Below are 15,196 nucleotides of genomic sequence, written 5' to 3'. Positions count from 1 at the left end.
TAAATATGGCTGCTCAAGGTTACGAAAAGCTGATATTTTACATCCTTACTGTTCCTTTCTTTGAGAGGGCCGAACCGGCTACCGGTGAACTTATAAATCCGCAAGCTGGTGCTCCCTTTTTCCTCGCTACCGCTGCCACCACCATGGATTACGAAGTAGAAATGGTCATAACTTCCGAGGCTGGCTTTCTTCTTATGAGAGATAACGCAAAAAAGGTTAAGGTTAGACCTGGTGTTGAACAAACCGTTTATGACTTTATAAAGATGGCAAAGGAGGCGGGTGTAAAGATATACCTCTGTGTACCCTCCCTTGATCTTACGGAAATATACAAAAAAGAGGACGTAAATCCTGAACTTTGTGACGGAATAATAGGCGGTGCTGCTTTTCTTGATAAGCTTATGAGCGGTGAATATGCTGTTATCACCCTTTGATCTCCCCCTCTTTTGTAAGGGTATTATAAGTATATACTTATATATCCATAAGCAAAAATTAATTGACTTGAAGTGTGGTCTCTTTATCTTTTTATGTAGAACTGCTTAAGGAGGTAAAAGCTATGGATGGACATATATACGGATACAACCTCCCCATATCAGAGAAGACAAAAAGCGTACCGTGGGAGGAAAAGGTCAGAGTTATTGAGGAAGTAAAATCAGACTTTCGCTTTAAAGAGTATATTTTTGGCTGTCTCAACTGCGGTGTGTGCACCGCATCTTGTCCCTCCAACAGGTTCTTTGATTACTCTCCGCGTGAGATAGTTCAGAGGTTTCTTGAGGAGGATGTGGAAGTCCTCTACGATATGATGCACGAATACATATGGGCTTGTTCTCAGTGCTTTACCTGTTGGATCCGCTGTCCTTTTGTGAACAACCCAGGTGGTCTTGTTGCCATAATGAGAGAAGTAGCGGTAAGAAACGCTTTTGAGGCAACGAAAGACCTTCTCAAGCCTTACGGAAGGGTTCTTCTCAAAGTTATGACAACAGGAAACCAGCTATCGGCTGATATGCTTCAGCCTGACTTCTTCCCAGACTGGGGTCCCAAGATGGCGGATAATATGGAAAACCTCAGAGCAAAGAGGATGGCTATACCTTTTGATGTGGGTAAATCTGTTAAAACAGCTTGGGAAGTATCTCTGGAAACCGCTATAGAGATGTATACCATATGGAGAGAAACGGGGATCTTTGAGATGCTTGAAAAGTTAGACCCGAACCTTTACAACGTCATAATGGATATAGTAGAAGAAAACGAAGAGAGATACGCTGAGATGTATGAAGAAGAGTAAGCTTATGAACGGGTTTGATACCCAAAAAACTTTAAGGAGGTGTTAATCATGGCACACGGACATCATAAAGAGGGAAGCATCCTTATGTACCCCGAGAAGCCACCCTTTCCCCTCAAAGAGTATCACGCTCACTATGACCACATCTTTGAGATGATGGAAGAGTTAGAGGCTAAAGGAGAAATACTCATACACAGGATAACGGAAGAAAACCAGCCGGTGCATGTGTACACAAGAACTGGTAGAATAAAGGTCATTCCCACCAACAAGCTCTGGCATCACAAATCTTGCGGTCAATGCGGTAATATACCCGGATACCCTGCGTCTGTCTTTTGGCTAATGAACAAGTTCGGTCTTGATTATCTGAATGAGCCTCATCAGACCTCCTGTACCGCATGGAATTATCACGGATCTGGTACTTCCAATCCCGTAGCTTTGGCAGCTGTTTGGCTCAGAAATATGCATCAAGCTTGGAAGACAGGATACTATCCACTAATACACTGTGGTACATCTTTCGGCTCTTATAAGGAAACCAGGGAACAGCTCATAATGAATAAGGAACTCAGGGATGCTGTAAAGCCCATCCTCAAAAAGCTGGGAAGGCTCACAGAAGACGGAAGGATAGTAATACCTCAGGAAGTTGTCCACTATTCCGAATGGGTACACGCCATGAGATATAAGATCAAAGAACTTTACGAGAAAGAAGGGAAAGCTAAGGGCATAGATGTATCCAACGTAAGAGTCGCCATACACAACGCTTGCCATACATACAAGATGATAGCTGATGACTATCCTTATGACCCAGAAGTGTTTAACGGTCAAAGACCTGCTGCATCTACTGCTGTAATAAAGGCTCTCGGCGCTCAAGTGGTGGATTACTCCACATGGTTTGATTGCTGCGGATTTGGTTTCAGACATATACTAACGGAAAGAGAATTTACAAGATCCTTTGCGATACAAAGGAAGCTGAAGGTTATATATGAAGAGGTAAAAGCCGACGTAATAATCACTCACGACACTGGTTGCACTACAACCTTTGAGAAAAACCAATGGATAGGAAAAGCACATGGCATGTATTATCCGGTTGCAGTTATGTCTGATGTAATGTTCTCAGCTCTTGCATGCGGCGCGCATCCCTTCAAAGTTGTTCAACTTTACTGGAACTGCTCAGCTTATGAGCCTCTCCTTGAGAAGATGGGTATAACCAACTGGAGAGAACTCAAAAAAGAGTGGGAAGAGGATGTCAAGTACATAGCTGAACTTGAAAAGGCTGGAAAGTACGATGAGCTTATGGAGTTCTTCAAGACCTATGACTTGTATGAGCCTTACAGCAGAACATCTACCGGTAAACCGAAAGCTTCAGCAACTGCGGCTATGCCACTGTTTAAGTCTTAAATAAATTGAGGAGGTCTTTCATGGCTAAGAGCGTGTTAGTGGTCGGTGGTGGACCGGCGGGTCTTGGTGCAGCGAGGGTACTCGGTAGGCTTGGCGTGCCTACCATCCTCGTTGAAAAGGAGGAAAAGTTAGGCGGTAGACCCATACTGGAGGACTACCACACACTCATCCCCAGAAGGCTAAAACCCAGTCAGGTATTGGGTCCGTACATCAGGGAGGTAGAAGAGAACCCTAATGTACAGATCAAGTTCAAAACAGAACTTGAAGCTTGCGAAGGGGAACCGGGAAACTTTAAAGTGAGACTTTCTAATGGCGAGACTCATGAAGTGGCGGCTATAGTAGTTGCTACTGGGTTTCAGCACTTTGACGCAAGAAGAAAAGGAGAGCTTGGTTATGGACTTTATCCTGATGTGATAACAAACCTTGAACTTGAGCAGATGTTTGCCAGAGAGGGAAAACTTTACAGACCTTCCAACGGACAGCTTCCTAAGAGGGTAGCCTTTGTCTTCTGTGTAGGATCAAGGGACAGACAACTTGGTGTTACCAACGTACACTGCTGTAGATACGGATGTGCCCTTTCTGGTCTTCAAGGCTCTGAAATAAGGGAGCATTATCCAGATGTGGACGTTTTTTGTTACTACATGGATGTGAGGACATACGGCACATGGGAATACCCATTTTACTGGGCACCTCAGGAGAAATACGGTGTCAGATATGTGAGAGGTAGGATAGCGGAGATCACATACAGTCCCGCTGACGGAAGATTAAGGGTAAAGCACGAAGATACAATAGTTCAAAGACCAGCAGAAGTACCAATGGATCTGGTTGTTCTCGTTCTTGGAATGGAGCCTTCAGAAGGCACCAAGAAAGTAGCAAAAATATTAGGACTTTCGCAAGACCCAGACAGTCAGTTTCTCATACCTTCGGAGGAATCTGGCTCTAACATAATATCCAACAAACCGGGTGTCTTTATAGCAGGTGCCTGTAAAGGTCCCATAGACATAGAATCTTCACTGTCTGAAGGTGAAGCGGCGGCAGCTGAAGCTGCAGCTTTTCTTGGAGCTAAGGTTAGTGTATGATGGAGAAAAGATTCAAAGGCACAACTCTTGACGATTTTTTAGTTAGGGATTACCTCATAAAGTTACTGGGTGAAGGCGAGGAGTTCGTACAAGAGCTTTATAAAGATCTTCTCGCCAAATCCCTCCTCTTTCAGCAACTTTTGAGCAAAGAGAGGCTTCCTTCCCTCACGGAAGAGGAACTAAACGCTATACTTGAGAGGATCTTTGCGAGCAGAAGGAAGAGGAAAAAGATCATAGAAGAAACGGGTGTTGACAGATTAAAAAAGGCTATAAGTGACTTACTCTATGGAAAGGCAGGCTCTTGGGAGGAGAGAGTGGAAAGGTTTGTTAGGGAAATAAGAGGCGTGGACAAAAGTTCTGCCAGGGATATAGCCAGCGAAATACTCCACTTTACTTTTCCGGAAGAATATGTCCTATGGACTGGATGGATATGGGATCCAGAAAGCGAAAGTGGTGCTGTTGTTTTCCTCAAAGAAGAACCTCCAAAAAAGAGCATGTATGGAGAAACTTACGAAGAGTTTGAAAGCATATACAAACAGATACAGGAAAAGTTAACGGATTTTGGTATAAAGGTGAAGGGATACCTTTTTGTTGACATATTCCTCGCCATGATATATGCCACTTATGTAGACTACATGACCCTTTCCACTATGCACAGCGCAAAAGGATTTTTCCCGCCCGCAGGCATAATGGCGAGGAGGCTTTTAGGCATTATAAGAAAAGAGGACCTTTTGGAGGTGTAAGGTATGGCTATACATGAAAGAAGTCTTGTAGAACCGGAGAGAATTTTAAGGAAGGAAAGGCTTGTAGTTGAAGGTATAGATGTATCTGGGGATTGGAATCTTATAATACTCCCAAGGGTTATAAACGATTATGACCTTGACTTTGCCAATGAGATAATAAACTCTCCGGATGGTAAAACGATCAACCAATGTTATCAATGTTCCTACTGCACAGCATCATGTCCCGTACACAATTACTGGGATGAGAGGTATAACCCCAGACACTTCATATACCTTGCAAGATTAGGTATGATAGACGAACTACAAAAGCGTGCGGACGTTATGTGGCGATGCGTGTCATGTCATAAGTGTACACATAGATGTCCCAAAGGCGTACTTGTGGAAGAAGTCTTAAAAGTTATCCTGAGAACTATGGCAAAGAAGGGTCTCATTGAGGAGTATCCATCCAAGAAGTTTGACAAGTTCTTTACTGAACAGGTACTTGAGTATGGAAGGATAGAGGATGGAGAGCTTCTCTTTGGGTGGATAGAAAAGCAAGGTTACAAGGTGGTGAAAGATCCCATACTCAAAAAACCTATACCCTTCGTAGGAGAAACACCAGAATGGCTCAAACAGCTTACATTAAAACCAATAAAGTCCATGAATATAGGTTTTCTCATGCTTAACGCAAAACATATGCTGTTCCATCCAAGAACTAAAAACTGGAACAGGTTCAAGCAGGTTCTCAGGAAAGTTATGGAAGAAGAAGGAGCATTAGCGCATTAAGGAGGTTAAAAAATGGGTGTGATAGGTAAAAGAGTAGCCTATTATCCCGGATGCTCTTTGGAAGGTGCATCACGGGCTTATGATGTTTCAACGAGGATCGTTGCCAGGGAACTTGGTCTTGAGCTTGACTATCTTGAGGATTACAACTGCTGTGGTGCTATGGAATCCAAGAACGTGACTTTTATGGGAACTATGCTCTTGAATGCGAGGAATATGTCCTTGGCAAGAAAACAGGGACATGAAGTTATAATAGCGCCGTGTAACGGTTGTTCTTTCTCACTTCAAAGAGCTGAATACTTTTTGGAAACAGATAGAAGCGTTTATGAAAAGGTGAATGCGCTTTTGAGAGAGGGTGGAGTTGATCCCCTTGACAGGATACCCCACACCTACCACTTACTTGAATGGCTCTATCACGAAGCGGGACCTCAAAAAGTAAAGGAGAAGACGAAAAGACCTTTGAGGGGATTAAAAGTGGCTAATTATTATGGCTGTCTTTACACAAGACCCCACTTTTATGCGAGGACTTATGCTCACGCAGGAGGACAAGAAGAAGAGGTAAGACCCAGAAAGAGAGACACAGCGGATGATGACGAACATCCTTACTATATGAATGCTTTACTTGAAGCTGCCGGAGCTACAAATGTAGAATTTGAACCTATGCACACTCAATGCTGTGGAGGACCTCACTCACTTTCGGACGAAATGGTTTCTGAGAAGTTCGTGATGATGATACTTCAGACCGCAAAAAGGAACGGTGCTGACATAATAGCTACAGAGTGTCCTCTGTGCCACGCTTCCGTTGAAATGTATAGACATAGACTCATGATGAAGGGAGTACCCGACGTGGACGTGCCTGCTGCGTACTTTACTCAGCTTCTTGGGTTAGCTTTCGGATACAGTGCCAACGATGTAAAACTGAAAGATAATCTCTCTGATCCTCTTCCCGTACTCAAGAGATTAGGTCTCGCTTAGGAGGTGGAATGGCATTAGGAGGGCTTCCTGAAAAGGAAAGTAACGAATGGGAGTACAACGGATGCGTTGTACCCCTTGATTTATATTACGATATAGAAACACAAACGTGGTTTAAGATAAATGAAGATGGGACAGTTACCATGGGACTGACGGATGTGGGGCAGGTAAGGGCAGGCAGATTGTTGCATGCCAGGATAAAAGAGCCTGGAAAGCTTATAAAGAAGGGGAAGCCAGTCGCTTCCCTTGAAAGTGGCAAATGGGCTGGACCTATCAATGCGGTAATAGAAGGTGAAGTAATAGAAAGAAACGAGAAGGTACTTGAACAACCTGATATAATAAACTATGACCCCTATGGAGAGGGTTGGGTGGCAAGGTTAAAACCCACCAATCTGGAGAGAGACATTAAAGATTTAGTCAGCGGTCAGAAAGCTATTGAAGAAATGAGGAAGTATATAGACGAATGGGACATAGTTTGTATGAGGTGCACGTGATGGGTGCAAAGGACAAGCATGTAATACTTTTAGTGTCTCAGTGGTGTGCGACTTGTCCTGATGCTGATATGCTCTGGAGAAAGCTCCAGAGTGAGTATGGATTTAAGTATGATGTACTTGATGTTGCTCAGCCGGAAGGTAAGATGTGGGCAAAAAAGCTCATAGTGAGGTCGGTACCTTCCACCATAATAGATGGCAAGCTTACCTTCGTAGGGGTACCTGATGAGGCGGAAGCCAGGAAGGTGTTAGAATCATGAAGGTGATCATTTTGATGACGAGCGGACCTAAAACCCCGTGGAGATGTGCCGCACCCTTTTACATAGCGGCACTTATGGCTTCTAATGAGGCAGATGTTGAGATATTTTTCAATATGGACGGTACTAACTTGCTAAGGAAAGGTGTGGCACAAAGAATAGTACCAGCTGAACCAAACTGCCTATCACCTAACGGTAAAAAGCCAAAAACCGTTTATGATTTTATGAAGGATGCAAAACAGGCTGGGGTCAAGTTCTATTCATGCAAGCAAGCTGTAGACTCGCTGGGACTCACAGAGGAGGACCTCATTAAGGAGCTTGACGGTGTGGTTCCAGCAAGTGAATTTGCTCTCAGAGCTATGGAAGCCGATAAAGTGCTAACCTTTTAAAATTTTATATACGGGAGGTAAGTGATATGGCTTTAGTTAATGGGTGTAACATACCCGAGGAGCTGCTTTATGACGTTGATCCGGAGGCGAATGCCTTCACATGGGCGAAGGATAACGGTGATGGAACCTTCACCATAGGGCTGACTTCTGTGGCAACAGCCATGGCAGGCAGGTTGGTTGCCTACACTCCCAAAAAGGTAGGCAAAAGCGTGGAAAGACGCAAAAGCGTGGCTACAATTGAGAGCGGTAAATGGGTAGGACCTGTCCCCTCTCCGCTGAGCGGTGAAATAATAGAGATAAATGAAACGCTGAAAGGAAATCCCGCTTTAGTCAATGATGATCCTTACGGTGCAGGATGGATAGCTAAGATTAAACCTTCAAATCCTGAGGAAGTAAACCAGTTACTCAAAGGGCAGTCAGCTGTTGATGCGCTTACTAAAGTCATAAACGAGAAGGGTATAAAGTGCGGTTGATAGACGGTGCTTCTTGGGAGGGTGTTATACTGGATGGCACCCTCCTTGAGGAGCTTTACGAAGGCTTTGAGATAAGAAAGAGGAATTTTGGAAATACCATTTACTTCCATAGCCCGGGTTTTAAGCATTATGAAGTTGATGACTTTAAAGTAGATTCGGCTCCTAAGTTTGTTGATGTATCTATAACGGGAAGGCAGTGTGAACTTATGTGCGATCACTGTGCATCCAAGATCCTGTGGCATATGATACCTGCAACTACTCCCGAGGAACTTGTGAAGGTGGGACAAGAGCTAAAAAAGAAGGGTATAGATGGTATTCTTATCTCGGGCGGATCAAACAAAGATGGAGTAGTAGAACTATTGCCTTATTTGAAGGCAATGAAGTATCTCAAAGAAGAACTTGGTATGCTTGTTACATGTCATGTGGGTTTAGTAGACCAAAGGCTCGCTTTAGGTTTAAAGGAAGCGGGGGTTGACGCTGTACTTCTTGATATTATAGGTGATGACAGGACGGTAGCAGAAGTCTATAAGATGCCACACAAAGGTGTAAAAGATTACGAAATGTCTCTTAAACATCTTAAAGAGCACAACCATAACGTGGTTCCACACGTCATCATAGGTTTACATTACGGAAAGATACTGGGCGAATACAGAGCCATAGACATAATATCGGGTTTTGAACCTTCAGCCCTTGTGCTTGTCGTAATAATGCCTTATTACGGAAAGGCTAAGTTTCAGTTGCTCCCCCCTCCCAAAGCTGAAGAAAGCGCAAAGGTGATTCTTTATGCAAGAAAGAAGCTACCCACAACTCATGTGGTAATAGGATGTGCACGTCCAGCTGGTGAAGACAGGGTGAAGCTGGATATATATGCGCTTTATGCGGGGGTTAACGGTATAACCTTCCCTGCGGAAGGGGTTTTTTCCTACGCAAGGAGTATGGGACTTAAACCTGTAATTTCTCAAAATTGCTGCTCTACAGTATTCATGTTTCAATGAAGTTAAAGAAGGTTCTTTTGGCTACTACGAACGCCGGCAAAGTGAAAGAGATGAAAAGGCTTTTGGGTTTCTACGGTATTGATGCGGAAGTACCTGATGAGGATCTGCGAATTGAGGAGGGAAGTTCCAGCTTTTTAGAGAATGCTTATTTGAAGGCACAAGCTTATTGGGAAAGATACCGCAAACCTACACTTGCTGATGATTCGGGACTTGTGGTACCAGCTCTTGGTGGATATCCTGGAATTTTCTCAAGCAGATTTTATTCTCACGAGTATGGGGGAAAGGAAGAGGTAATCGCTACGAAAGATGATGCGAATATAAGAAAAGTTTTGAGACTCATGAAGGAGGTAAAAGATAGAAGAGCAACTTTTGTAGCCTTTTTGGTACTTAACTTAGGCTATAGCGGATATTGGTCAAAGGGTGAATGCAATGGAGTTATTCTGACAGAACCCAAAGGATCGGGAGGATTTGGTTACGATCCCATTTTTCAACCAGAAGGTTCAGAAAAAAGCATGGCTGAGCTAACTCCTGAAGAGAAGGATTTATTATCCCACAGAGGAAAGGCTGTCAGAAATCTTATGAGTATAATAAAAAATGGAGGTCTAACATGAATAAGATTTTGCTTGAAAACTTGACAGAACAAAAAGAAAGTCCTGAGTATTTGCAAATAAGTATGGCAGCGGCCATGACTCTGGGAATAGTACCTGGGCAATTTTATAGAAATACACGCCTTAGCTGTATAAATACGCTTCTTACTTACCCATCTGGATGTCATGCTACGTGTGCTTACTGTGGTCTTCAAAAGGCAAGGGACATGGAATACTCAAAAAAGAACTTCATAAGGGTTGAGTGGCCTACAGTAAAGTTGGATGAAATCATAGGAAGGGCGAAGAAGGTAGGGCATGTGGAAAGGCTCTGTATAGCTCAGATAACCCACCCAAGAGCAATAAGAGACACAAAGTATGTGTTAAAAAGGGTTCTTTCTGATCTTGGAGACCAGATATTTGTCTCTTTGCTTATAAATGCCACCGGCACTACCTATGAAGACATGGAGGACTACAAAAAGCTGGGTGCAGACACGGTTACCATTGCTATAGACTGTGCTACACCGGAGGTTTTTGAAAAACTGCGTGGAAGACCCATGAACAGCCCTCATAGGTGGGAAACTTTTTGGAAGGTGCTTGAGTGGGCTTGTAAGGTAATGGGTGATGGATATGCGGGTTGTCATTTGGTGGTAGGTCTTGGAGAGACGGAGCAAGAAATGATAGAAACTATACAGAAGGTTAGAGACCTTGGAGCAAGAACGCATCTTTTCTCCTTTTGGCCCGAGGAAGGTTCTATGATGGAAAAGGAAAAGCCCTGCCCCGCACCCCAATACAGGAGAGTCCAGTTTGCAAGGTATCTTATAGACAACCAGATCGCCCGCTATGAGGACATGAAGTTCAACGAGAAGGGTCAAGTCATAGACTTTGGTATAGACAATGACACCTTTGAAGAACTCTTTTGGAGTGGAAGACCCTTTATGACCTCAGGATGCAGAGGAAAGACAACGGAAGTTGCTTGTAACAGACCCTTCGGTGATAGTTCAGTTACCGATATAAAGAGTTATCCCTTCAAGCCTGAAAGGAGTGATCTTCAAAGGATAAGGAAACAGCTTTTTGATTACGAAATGCTTACCAATTACCCAGATATACTAAATCCGAGCGTTTTTAGATACCAATGAATGCAGAAAGTTTAGTGGCTGATTTAGGTTATGGAGGATTTGCCGGCTTTGTTATAGGCTTTGCGGTAAGGAGAGTACTTAACATATTTCTTATGCTTTTGGGTCTTTATGTGCTTTCTCTACTTTGGTTAAAAAGCAAGGGAGTTATAGATATACATTGGTTTGCCTTTCTGGACGTATTTAAAGGCATGTTTGAGAGCTTCGGCAGTTTTATTCACGGAATCGTAAGGCAGGTAGCTTTCTCAAGTGCTTTTTTAGGCGGTTTTTATCTAGGATTTAAAATGTGATGAGTGTAGAAGAAGATATGCTCCTTATAACCAAGAAGTTTTGGGATGAAGGGAAGTTTTATGAAGCTCACGAAGTTCTTGAAGACATATGGAGGCTTTTCCCTAAGGAAGATAAGTTTGCAAGAAATTGCTATCAGGGACTTATAAGGCTTGCTATAGCATACCACCACTACACCTGTGGAAGAAGGGATAGCGCGCTGAGAGTTTTGAGAAAAGTCAAAGAACAGCTCGGAGGTTGCTCAGGATCTTTCAGATACGTGAATATAGCTTACATGCTCTCTTTCGTGAATTCCTCCATAGAGTGCTTAGAGAGTGGGGAAGAGATAAAGACTCTCCCGAACCTTATGTTAAACTACCAGCTTGACACCGAATCTCTTTAGATCCTCTATTAGCTTTGCATTGGGAATTAACTTTATCTGGGGATCGGCTTGAAGTACCGTTCTATAACCGTTTATTCGCAGATCAAGTATTACCTCTCTACCCTCAAGATCATTTATACTCTCCATAAGGCATTTTTTAAGCTTTAAAAGTTCATCATCCGAAAGCTCCTTTGTAAATACGAGGGTGATATTCATACTCTCTCCTTTTATGAAATCTTCTGGCTTGTATGCCTCTTTAACGATAATCTTGGTTTCCTCAAGTATTTCGTCATACTCAACATCACATCTCAAAACCAAAAGAGCGTCTTCCTTTATAAGATCTTTACAGTTTTCATAAACGTCCGGAAAGGCTACAGCTTGCGCTATACCCGTTTTATCAATAAGATTAAAAGTTGCCATATAAGTGCCATTTTTAGTTTTTTTAACTTTTAGTTCGGTTACAACACCGGCAAAGTTGTAACTACCTTCCTCTAACTCATCCAGTTCCTCAAGCCATCTGACTTTTCCGGTAAGAAGTTCCTCAACTGGATCTATGGGATGTTTGGAGATGTATATGCCGAGAACCTCTTTTTCGTATTTGAGAGAGTCTCCCGCTTCATCTTTATGAAACTCTTTCGTACCGAAAAGATCACCTGAAGGTAAAATACTGCCTTTTGATATCCGGTCAACTGTGGAGAGAAGCTTTTCTCTACTCTCTCCCGTGTAATCAAAAGCTCCAGCTTTTATAAGAGCCTCAAGCACCCTCTTATTTACCTTTCTTTGGTCTACGCTTTTCCAAAAGTCTGTCACACCTTTCCACTTTCCTCTTCTTGCATCCACTATTGATCTCGCTGTATCTTCCCCAACACCCTTTATTCTGGCGAGTCCAAATCTTATGTGTCCCTCTGGAGTTATGGAAAAGTCCACGTGGCTCTCATTTATGTCCGGCTGGAGTATGTTAAAACCAAGACTTTTCGCATCCTTCACCAGGTTTATAAACTTCTTGTCACTTTTTTCCGTAGATAATTTAACAGCAAAAAATTCTTCAGGATAATGAGTCTTCATGTATGCTGTCCAATAGGATATATAGCCGTACGCAACAGAGTGAGATTTGTTAAAAGAATAGCTTGCGAACTCTTCTATATCGTTCCATAGCTTAACTATCTTTTCTTCTGTGTAACCCCTCTCAATAGCTCCCTTTATGAACTTTTCCTTCATCTCCTGCATAACTTCCTTCTTCTTCTTACCTATGGCTTTTCGGAGGGTGTCAGCTTCACCTGGAGTGAATCCACAAAGTATCTGAGATATTTTCATAACCTGCTCTTGATAAACTATGATACCGTAGGTATCCTTCAAAACCGGCTCAAGTTCTGGGAATACGTAATCTACGGGTTCTCTTCCGTGCTTTCTGTTTATGTAACTATCTACGAGACCGCTTTTTAGAGGTCCGGGTCTGTAAAGTGCGAGAACCGCCACTATGTCGTCAAAGTTATCAGGCTCTAGTCTTTTGAGAAGGTTTTTCATACCTACGCTTTCAAGTTGAAAGACTCCCGTAGTGTTTCCTTTCCTGAGAAGCTCGTAAACAGAAGGATCATCAAGAGGTAAATTGAGATAGTTTATGCTGATTTTATGCCTTTCTTCTACGAGCTGTCTCATTTTCTTTAGCTCAGTCAGGGTCTTAAGACCCAAAAAGTCCATCTTTATGAGCCCCAACTCTTCCAAGTTCACCATATCAAACTGGGTTGCAAGCACTTTCTCCTTATCGTAATAGAGAGGTATGCGTTCGCGAAGGGCTACTGGTGAAATAACGACTCCTGCAGCGTGCAGAGATGTATGCCTTGTGAGTCCCTCCAGTTTTAAAGCTATCTCCACAAGCGCCTTTATATCCGGATTTTCCTGACACATCCTTCTGAACTTACTTACGTTGTCCTCTATATCCCTTCTGTGATGTCCATATTTGTCCAGAAGTTCTTTTAAAGGTACAGAATACATCTCCTCAAGGGAGAGCCATGTACCTTGTACATCACCTTGTGGTATTAGCTTTGCTAAGGTATCGGCAGTCTGGTAAGGTATCCCCAAAGCCCTCGCCACATCCCTGAGTGTTTGCTTTGCCTTCATGACGTTGTAGGTAATGATCTGAGCTACATTTTCCTCACCGTACTTCCCTTTCACATACTCTATCACTCTGTCGCGGTTCTCCATGCAAAAATCTACATCTATATCCGGCATAGATATCCTTTCAGGATTTAAAAACCTCTCAAATAGAAGCCCGTGCTTTATGGGATCAACGTCGGTTATACCTAAGGCAAAGGCAAGCAGGGAACCTGCCGCTGATCCTCTTCCCGGTCCCACCGGTATGTTCTGGGACTTTGCCCAGTTTATAAAATCCTGAACTATTAGGAAATAACCTTCAAAACCCATTCCTGAGACTGTCTCAATCTCGTACTCAAGTCTATCCCAGTATTCCTTTGTGTCTTTAGCAAGCCCTTGAGAGATTCTCTGTCTTAAACCCTTTATAGCAAGATCCTTCAGAAATTCACCGGTAGTTTTGTCTCCAGTTTCATACTTTGGGAATAGGTATCCTCTATTTTCTAAAAGCTCAAAGCTATCTTGAGTCTTTTCAGATACTTCAAGTGTGTTCAAAAGCGCTTCTTCCCAACCATCAAACTTACCATCAAACTTTTTCCATACCTCCTGAGGAGTTGCAAAATGCAGACCTTCGTTAGCACACTTTATACCATTTCCTTGTTGTATCTCCATGAGCGTTCTCTTCATCTGTATAGCCATGAGTACCTGGTGAGCCAGTCTGTCATCTGGATTTAGGTAGTGAGAATCATTTGTGGCTACGAGTTTAACGTTTAGACGTTTTGCTATTTTTATAAGTACTCTGTTGGCTACCTCTTGCTCTGGCAGTGAGTTGGATTGGATCTCAAGGTAGAGATTTTCTCCGAATATATCTTTGAATTTTTTGACCCACTCAGACGCTTTTTCTTCATCACCCATTGAGGCATAATAGGTAGGTACACCTTTGAGACACGCCGTTATAGCTATAAGTCCATCACAATAATTACTCAAAACCTCGTAATCTATTCTCGGCTTATAGTAAAAACCTTCTTTATAAGATATACTTGAGAGTTCCATGAGGTTCTTAAGTCCACGATCGTTCATAGCTATGAGAATGAGATGGTGATTATATCTGTCTGTTATGTTGTCCTCAGATCCTTTTCCCTTTCTGTCGTGACGCGATCCCGTTGTGAAGTAAGCTTCCATACCTATGATGGGCTTAATCCCTTCTTTTTTCATACTTTTGTAAAAGTCTAAAATACCGAAAAGGTTTCCATGATCCGTTATGGCAACTGCTCTGTATCCCAACTCCCTAGCTTTAAGCGCCAGATCCTTTACTTTTATAGCTCCATCCAGTAAAGAGTACTGGGTATGGAGGTGCAGATGCACAAAATCACCCATGTTTGGAATTTTAATAATGCCTCAAAGGACCTTCAAGCCAATATATCTTACTTTGTCAAGCTTTTGCCATAAGGGTTCAAAGTTTATAACTTTGTGAGAAATTTTATCTTACTATAGCCTTTATCCTGCTGTAACTTTTGTAAACTTTTATTACGTAATCGCTGTTTCCTGTGGCTCTTGAGCCTCTGTTATAGCAGTCTATAGCAAGCTTAAGATCCCTCTCGTATGTATCCATACACTTTCTCAGAACCATAGCACCAAAGTGTATGTTGTAGCACGGGTTTTTTATCCAGTTCATAGGTATACCGTAGTAGTATACCCAGTAGGAGTTTATCTGCATGATGCCAAAGTCAAAAGTTCCGTTCCTGTTTCTATTGACAGCATAAGGATTAAAATCGCTTTCCACTTTGGCTATTGAGGCAAGAAGATAAGGATCTACGTTGTATCTTTTTCCTGCATCAAAAAAGCATTCATAAAAGGCATAACCGAGATTCGCTAACATAAGCAATATTAAAATAATCATCCTTCGG

18 protein-coding genes are annotated in these 15,196 nt (G+C 42.6%); 16 read left to right on the top strand and 2 right to left on the bottom strand.

Annotation, left to right across the window (positions count from 1 at the left end; genetic code table 11):
* Positions 1–5: 5 nt before the first annotated feature.
* From ABWK04_03050 to ABWK04_02975, 16 genes are all read left to right on the top strand, one after another.
* Complete coding sequence (locus tag ABWK04_03050; protein MEZ0360865.1) at positions 6–431, top strand: DsrE family protein; 426 nt, start codon at positions 6–8, stop codon at positions 429–431.
* Between the two features lie 122 nt (positions 432–553).
* Positions 554–1,279 carry a 4Fe-4S dicluster domain-containing protein gene (locus tag ABWK04_03045; GenBank protein ID MEZ0360864.1) on the top strand — a complete coding sequence of 242 codons (726 nt, stop codon included), beginning with the start codon at positions 554–556 and terminating at the stop codon, positions 1,277–1,279.
* Between the two features lie 48 nt (positions 1,280–1,327).
* Positions 1,328–2,671 (top strand): heterodisulfide reductase-related iron-sulfur binding cluster, encoded by a 1,344-nt coding sequence (locus tag ABWK04_03040; protein MEZ0360863.1) that lies wholly within the window; start codon positions 1,328–1,330, stop codon positions 2,669–2,671.
* Between the two features lie 20 nt (positions 2,672–2,691).
* Complete coding sequence (locus ABWK04_03035; GenBank protein ID MEZ0360862.1) at positions 2,692–3,750, top strand: FAD-dependent oxidoreductase; 1,059 nt, start codon at positions 2,692–2,694, stop codon at positions 3,748–3,750.
* The gene (locus ABWK04_03030) at positions 3,747–4,493 is read left to right on the top strand and encodes a hypothetical protein (protein MEZ0360861.1); all 747 of its coding nucleotides are present in this window, start codon (positions 3,747–3,749) and stop codon (positions 4,491–4,493) included. Before ABWK04_03035 ends, ABWK04_03030 begins: the two co-directional genes overlap by 4 nt.
* A 3-nt stretch (positions 4,494–4,496) precedes the next feature.
* Positions 4,497–5,258: a 4Fe-4S dicluster domain-containing protein gene (locus ABWK04_03025; GenBank protein MEZ0360860.1), complete on the top strand. Its 762-nt coding sequence runs from the start codon at positions 4,497–4,499 to the stop codon at positions 5,256–5,258.
* Positions 5,259–5,270: 12 nt separating this feature from the next.
* Positions 5,271–6,230: a CoB--CoM heterodisulfide reductase iron-sulfur subunit B family protein gene (locus tag ABWK04_03020; GenBank protein MEZ0360859.1), complete on the top strand. Its 960-nt coding sequence runs from the start codon at positions 5,271–5,273 to the stop codon at positions 6,228–6,230.
* Between the two features lie 8 nt (positions 6,231–6,238).
* Positions 6,239–6,721: a glycine cleavage system protein H gene (locus tag ABWK04_03015; GenBank protein ID MEZ0360858.1), complete on the top strand. Its 483-nt coding sequence runs from the start codon at positions 6,239–6,241 to the stop codon at positions 6,719–6,721.
* Positions 6,721–6,978, top strand: coding sequence for a thioredoxin family protein (locus ABWK04_03010; protein ID MEZ0360857.1), 258 nt, complete (start codon positions 6,721–6,723; stop codon positions 6,976–6,978). The genes ABWK04_03015 and ABWK04_03010 overlap by 1 nt, the downstream gene beginning before the upstream one ends.
* A complete protein-coding gene (locus tag ABWK04_03005; protein MEZ0360856.1) occupies positions 6,975–7,364 on the top strand; it encodes a DsrE family protein in 390 nt (129 codons plus the stop codon). Before ABWK04_03010 ends, ABWK04_03005 begins: the two co-directional genes overlap by 4 nt.
* Before the next feature lie 26 nt (positions 7,365–7,390).
* Positions 7,391–7,837 (top strand): glycine cleavage system protein H, encoded by a 447-nt coding sequence (locus ABWK04_03000; GenBank protein MEZ0360855.1) that lies wholly within the window; start codon positions 7,391–7,393, stop codon positions 7,835–7,837.
* Complete coding sequence (locus ABWK04_02995; GenBank protein ID MEZ0360854.1) at positions 7,828–8,832, top strand: radical SAM protein; 1,005 nt, start codon at positions 7,828–7,830, stop codon at positions 8,830–8,832. The genes ABWK04_03000 and ABWK04_02995 overlap by 10 nt, the downstream gene beginning before the upstream one ends.
* Positions 8,829–9,443, top strand: a complete 615-nt coding sequence (gene rdgB / locus ABWK04_02990) for an RdgB/HAM1 family non-canonical purine NTP pyrophosphatase (GenBank protein MEZ0360853.1) — start codon at positions 8,829–8,831, stop codon at positions 9,441–9,443. The genes ABWK04_02995 and rdgB overlap by 4 nt, the downstream gene beginning before the upstream one ends.
* Positions 9,440–10,555, top strand: a complete 1,116-nt coding sequence (locus tag ABWK04_02985) for a radical SAM protein (protein MEZ0360852.1) — start codon at positions 9,440–9,442, stop codon at positions 10,553–10,555. The genes rdgB and ABWK04_02985 overlap by 4 nt, the downstream gene beginning before the upstream one ends.
* Before the next feature lie 14 nt (positions 10,556–10,569).
* Positions 10,570–10,842: an FUN14 domain-containing protein gene (locus tag ABWK04_02980; GenBank protein ID MEZ0360851.1), complete on the top strand. Its 273-nt coding sequence runs from the start codon at positions 10,570–10,572 to the stop codon at positions 10,840–10,842.
* Positions 10,842–11,222 carry a DUF309 domain-containing protein gene (locus ABWK04_02975; GenBank protein ID MEZ0360850.1) on the top strand — a complete coding sequence of 127 codons (381 nt, stop codon included), beginning with the start codon at positions 10,842–10,844 and terminating at the stop codon, positions 11,220–11,222. Before ABWK04_02980 ends, ABWK04_02975 begins: the two co-directional genes overlap by 1 nt.
* On the opposite strand, the gene dnaE is transcribed toward ABWK04_02975, so the two are convergent.
* Entirely contained in the window at positions 11,190–14,666 is a 3,477-nt protein-coding gene (dnaE, locus tag ABWK04_02970; protein MEZ0360849.1) for a DNA polymerase III subunit alpha, read from the bottom strand. The genes ABWK04_02975 and dnaE overlap by 33 nt on opposite strands.
* 103 nt (positions 14,667–14,769) lie before the next feature.
* Positions 14,770–15,189, bottom strand: coding sequence for a lytic transglycosylase domain-containing protein (locus ABWK04_02965; GenBank protein MEZ0360848.1), 420 nt, complete (start codon positions 15,187–15,189; stop codon positions 14,770–14,772).
* Positions 15,190–15,196 lie beyond the last annotated feature (7 nt).

The organism is Hydrogenobacter sp., assembly GCA_041287335.1.
Taxonomy (GTDB): Bacteria; Aquificota; Aquificia; order Aquificales; family Aquificaceae; genus Hydrogenobacter.
The sequence above is the reverse complement of the archived record's forward strand: the minus strand, read 5'-3'. Positions and strand labels throughout refer to the sequence as shown.

Excerpts from the sequence above, each read along its gene's own strand:
- ABWK04_03050 (MEZ0360865.1), top strand. The coding sequence starts at position 6 with ATGGCTGCTCAAGGTTACGAAAAGCTGATATTTTACATCCTTACTGTT.
- ABWK04_03045 (MEZ0360864.1), top strand. The coding sequence starts at position 554 with ATGGATGGACATATATACGGATACAACCTCCCCATATCAGAGAAGACA.
- ABWK04_03040 (MEZ0360863.1), top strand. The coding sequence starts at position 1,328 with ATGGCACACGGACATCATAAAGAGGGAAGCATCCTTATGTACCCCGAG.
- ABWK04_03035 (MEZ0360862.1), top strand. The coding sequence starts at position 2,692 with ATGGCTAAGAGCGTGTTAGTGGTCGGTGGTGGACCGGCGGGTCTTGGT.
- ABWK04_03030 (MEZ0360861.1), top strand. The coding sequence starts at position 3,747 with ATGATGGAGAAAAGATTCAAAGGCACAACTCTTGACGATTTTTTAGTT.
- ABWK04_03025 (MEZ0360860.1), top strand. The coding sequence starts at position 4,497 with ATGGCTATACATGAAAGAAGTCTTGTAGAACCGGAGAGAATTTTAAGG.
- ABWK04_03020 (MEZ0360859.1), top strand. The coding sequence starts at position 5,271 with ATGGGTGTGATAGGTAAAAGAGTAGCCTATTATCCCGGATGCTCTTTG.
- ABWK04_03015 (MEZ0360858.1), top strand. The coding sequence starts at position 6,239 with ATGGCATTAGGAGGGCTTCCTGAAAAGGAAAGTAACGAATGGGAGTAC.
- ABWK04_03010 (MEZ0360857.1), top strand. The coding sequence starts at position 6,721 with ATGGGTGCAAAGGACAAGCATGTAATACTTTTAGTGTCTCAGTGGTGT.
- ABWK04_03005 (MEZ0360856.1), top strand. The coding sequence starts at position 6,975 with ATGAAGGTGATCATTTTGATGACGAGCGGACCTAAAACCCCGTGGAGA.
- ABWK04_03000 (MEZ0360855.1), top strand. The coding sequence starts at position 7,391 with ATGGCTTTAGTTAATGGGTGTAACATACCCGAGGAGCTGCTTTATGAC.
- rdgB (MEZ0360853.1), top strand. The coding sequence starts at position 8,829 with ATGAAGTTAAAGAAGGTTCTTTTGGCTACTACGAACGCCGGCAAAGTG.
- ABWK04_02985 (MEZ0360852.1), top strand. The coding sequence starts at position 9,440 with ATGAATAAGATTTTGCTTGAAAACTTGACAGAACAAAAAGAAAGTCCT.
- ABWK04_02975 (MEZ0360850.1), top strand. The coding sequence starts at position 10,842 with ATGAGTGTAGAAGAAGATATGCTCCTTATAACCAAGAAGTTTTGGGAT.
- dnaE (MEZ0360849.1), bottom strand. The coding sequence starts at position 14,666 with ATGGGTGATTTTGTGCATCTGCACCTCCATACCCAGTACTCTTTACTG.
- ABWK04_02965 (MEZ0360848.1), bottom strand. The coding sequence starts at position 15,189 with ATGATTATTTTAATATTGCTTATGTTAGCGAATCTCGGTTATGCCTTT.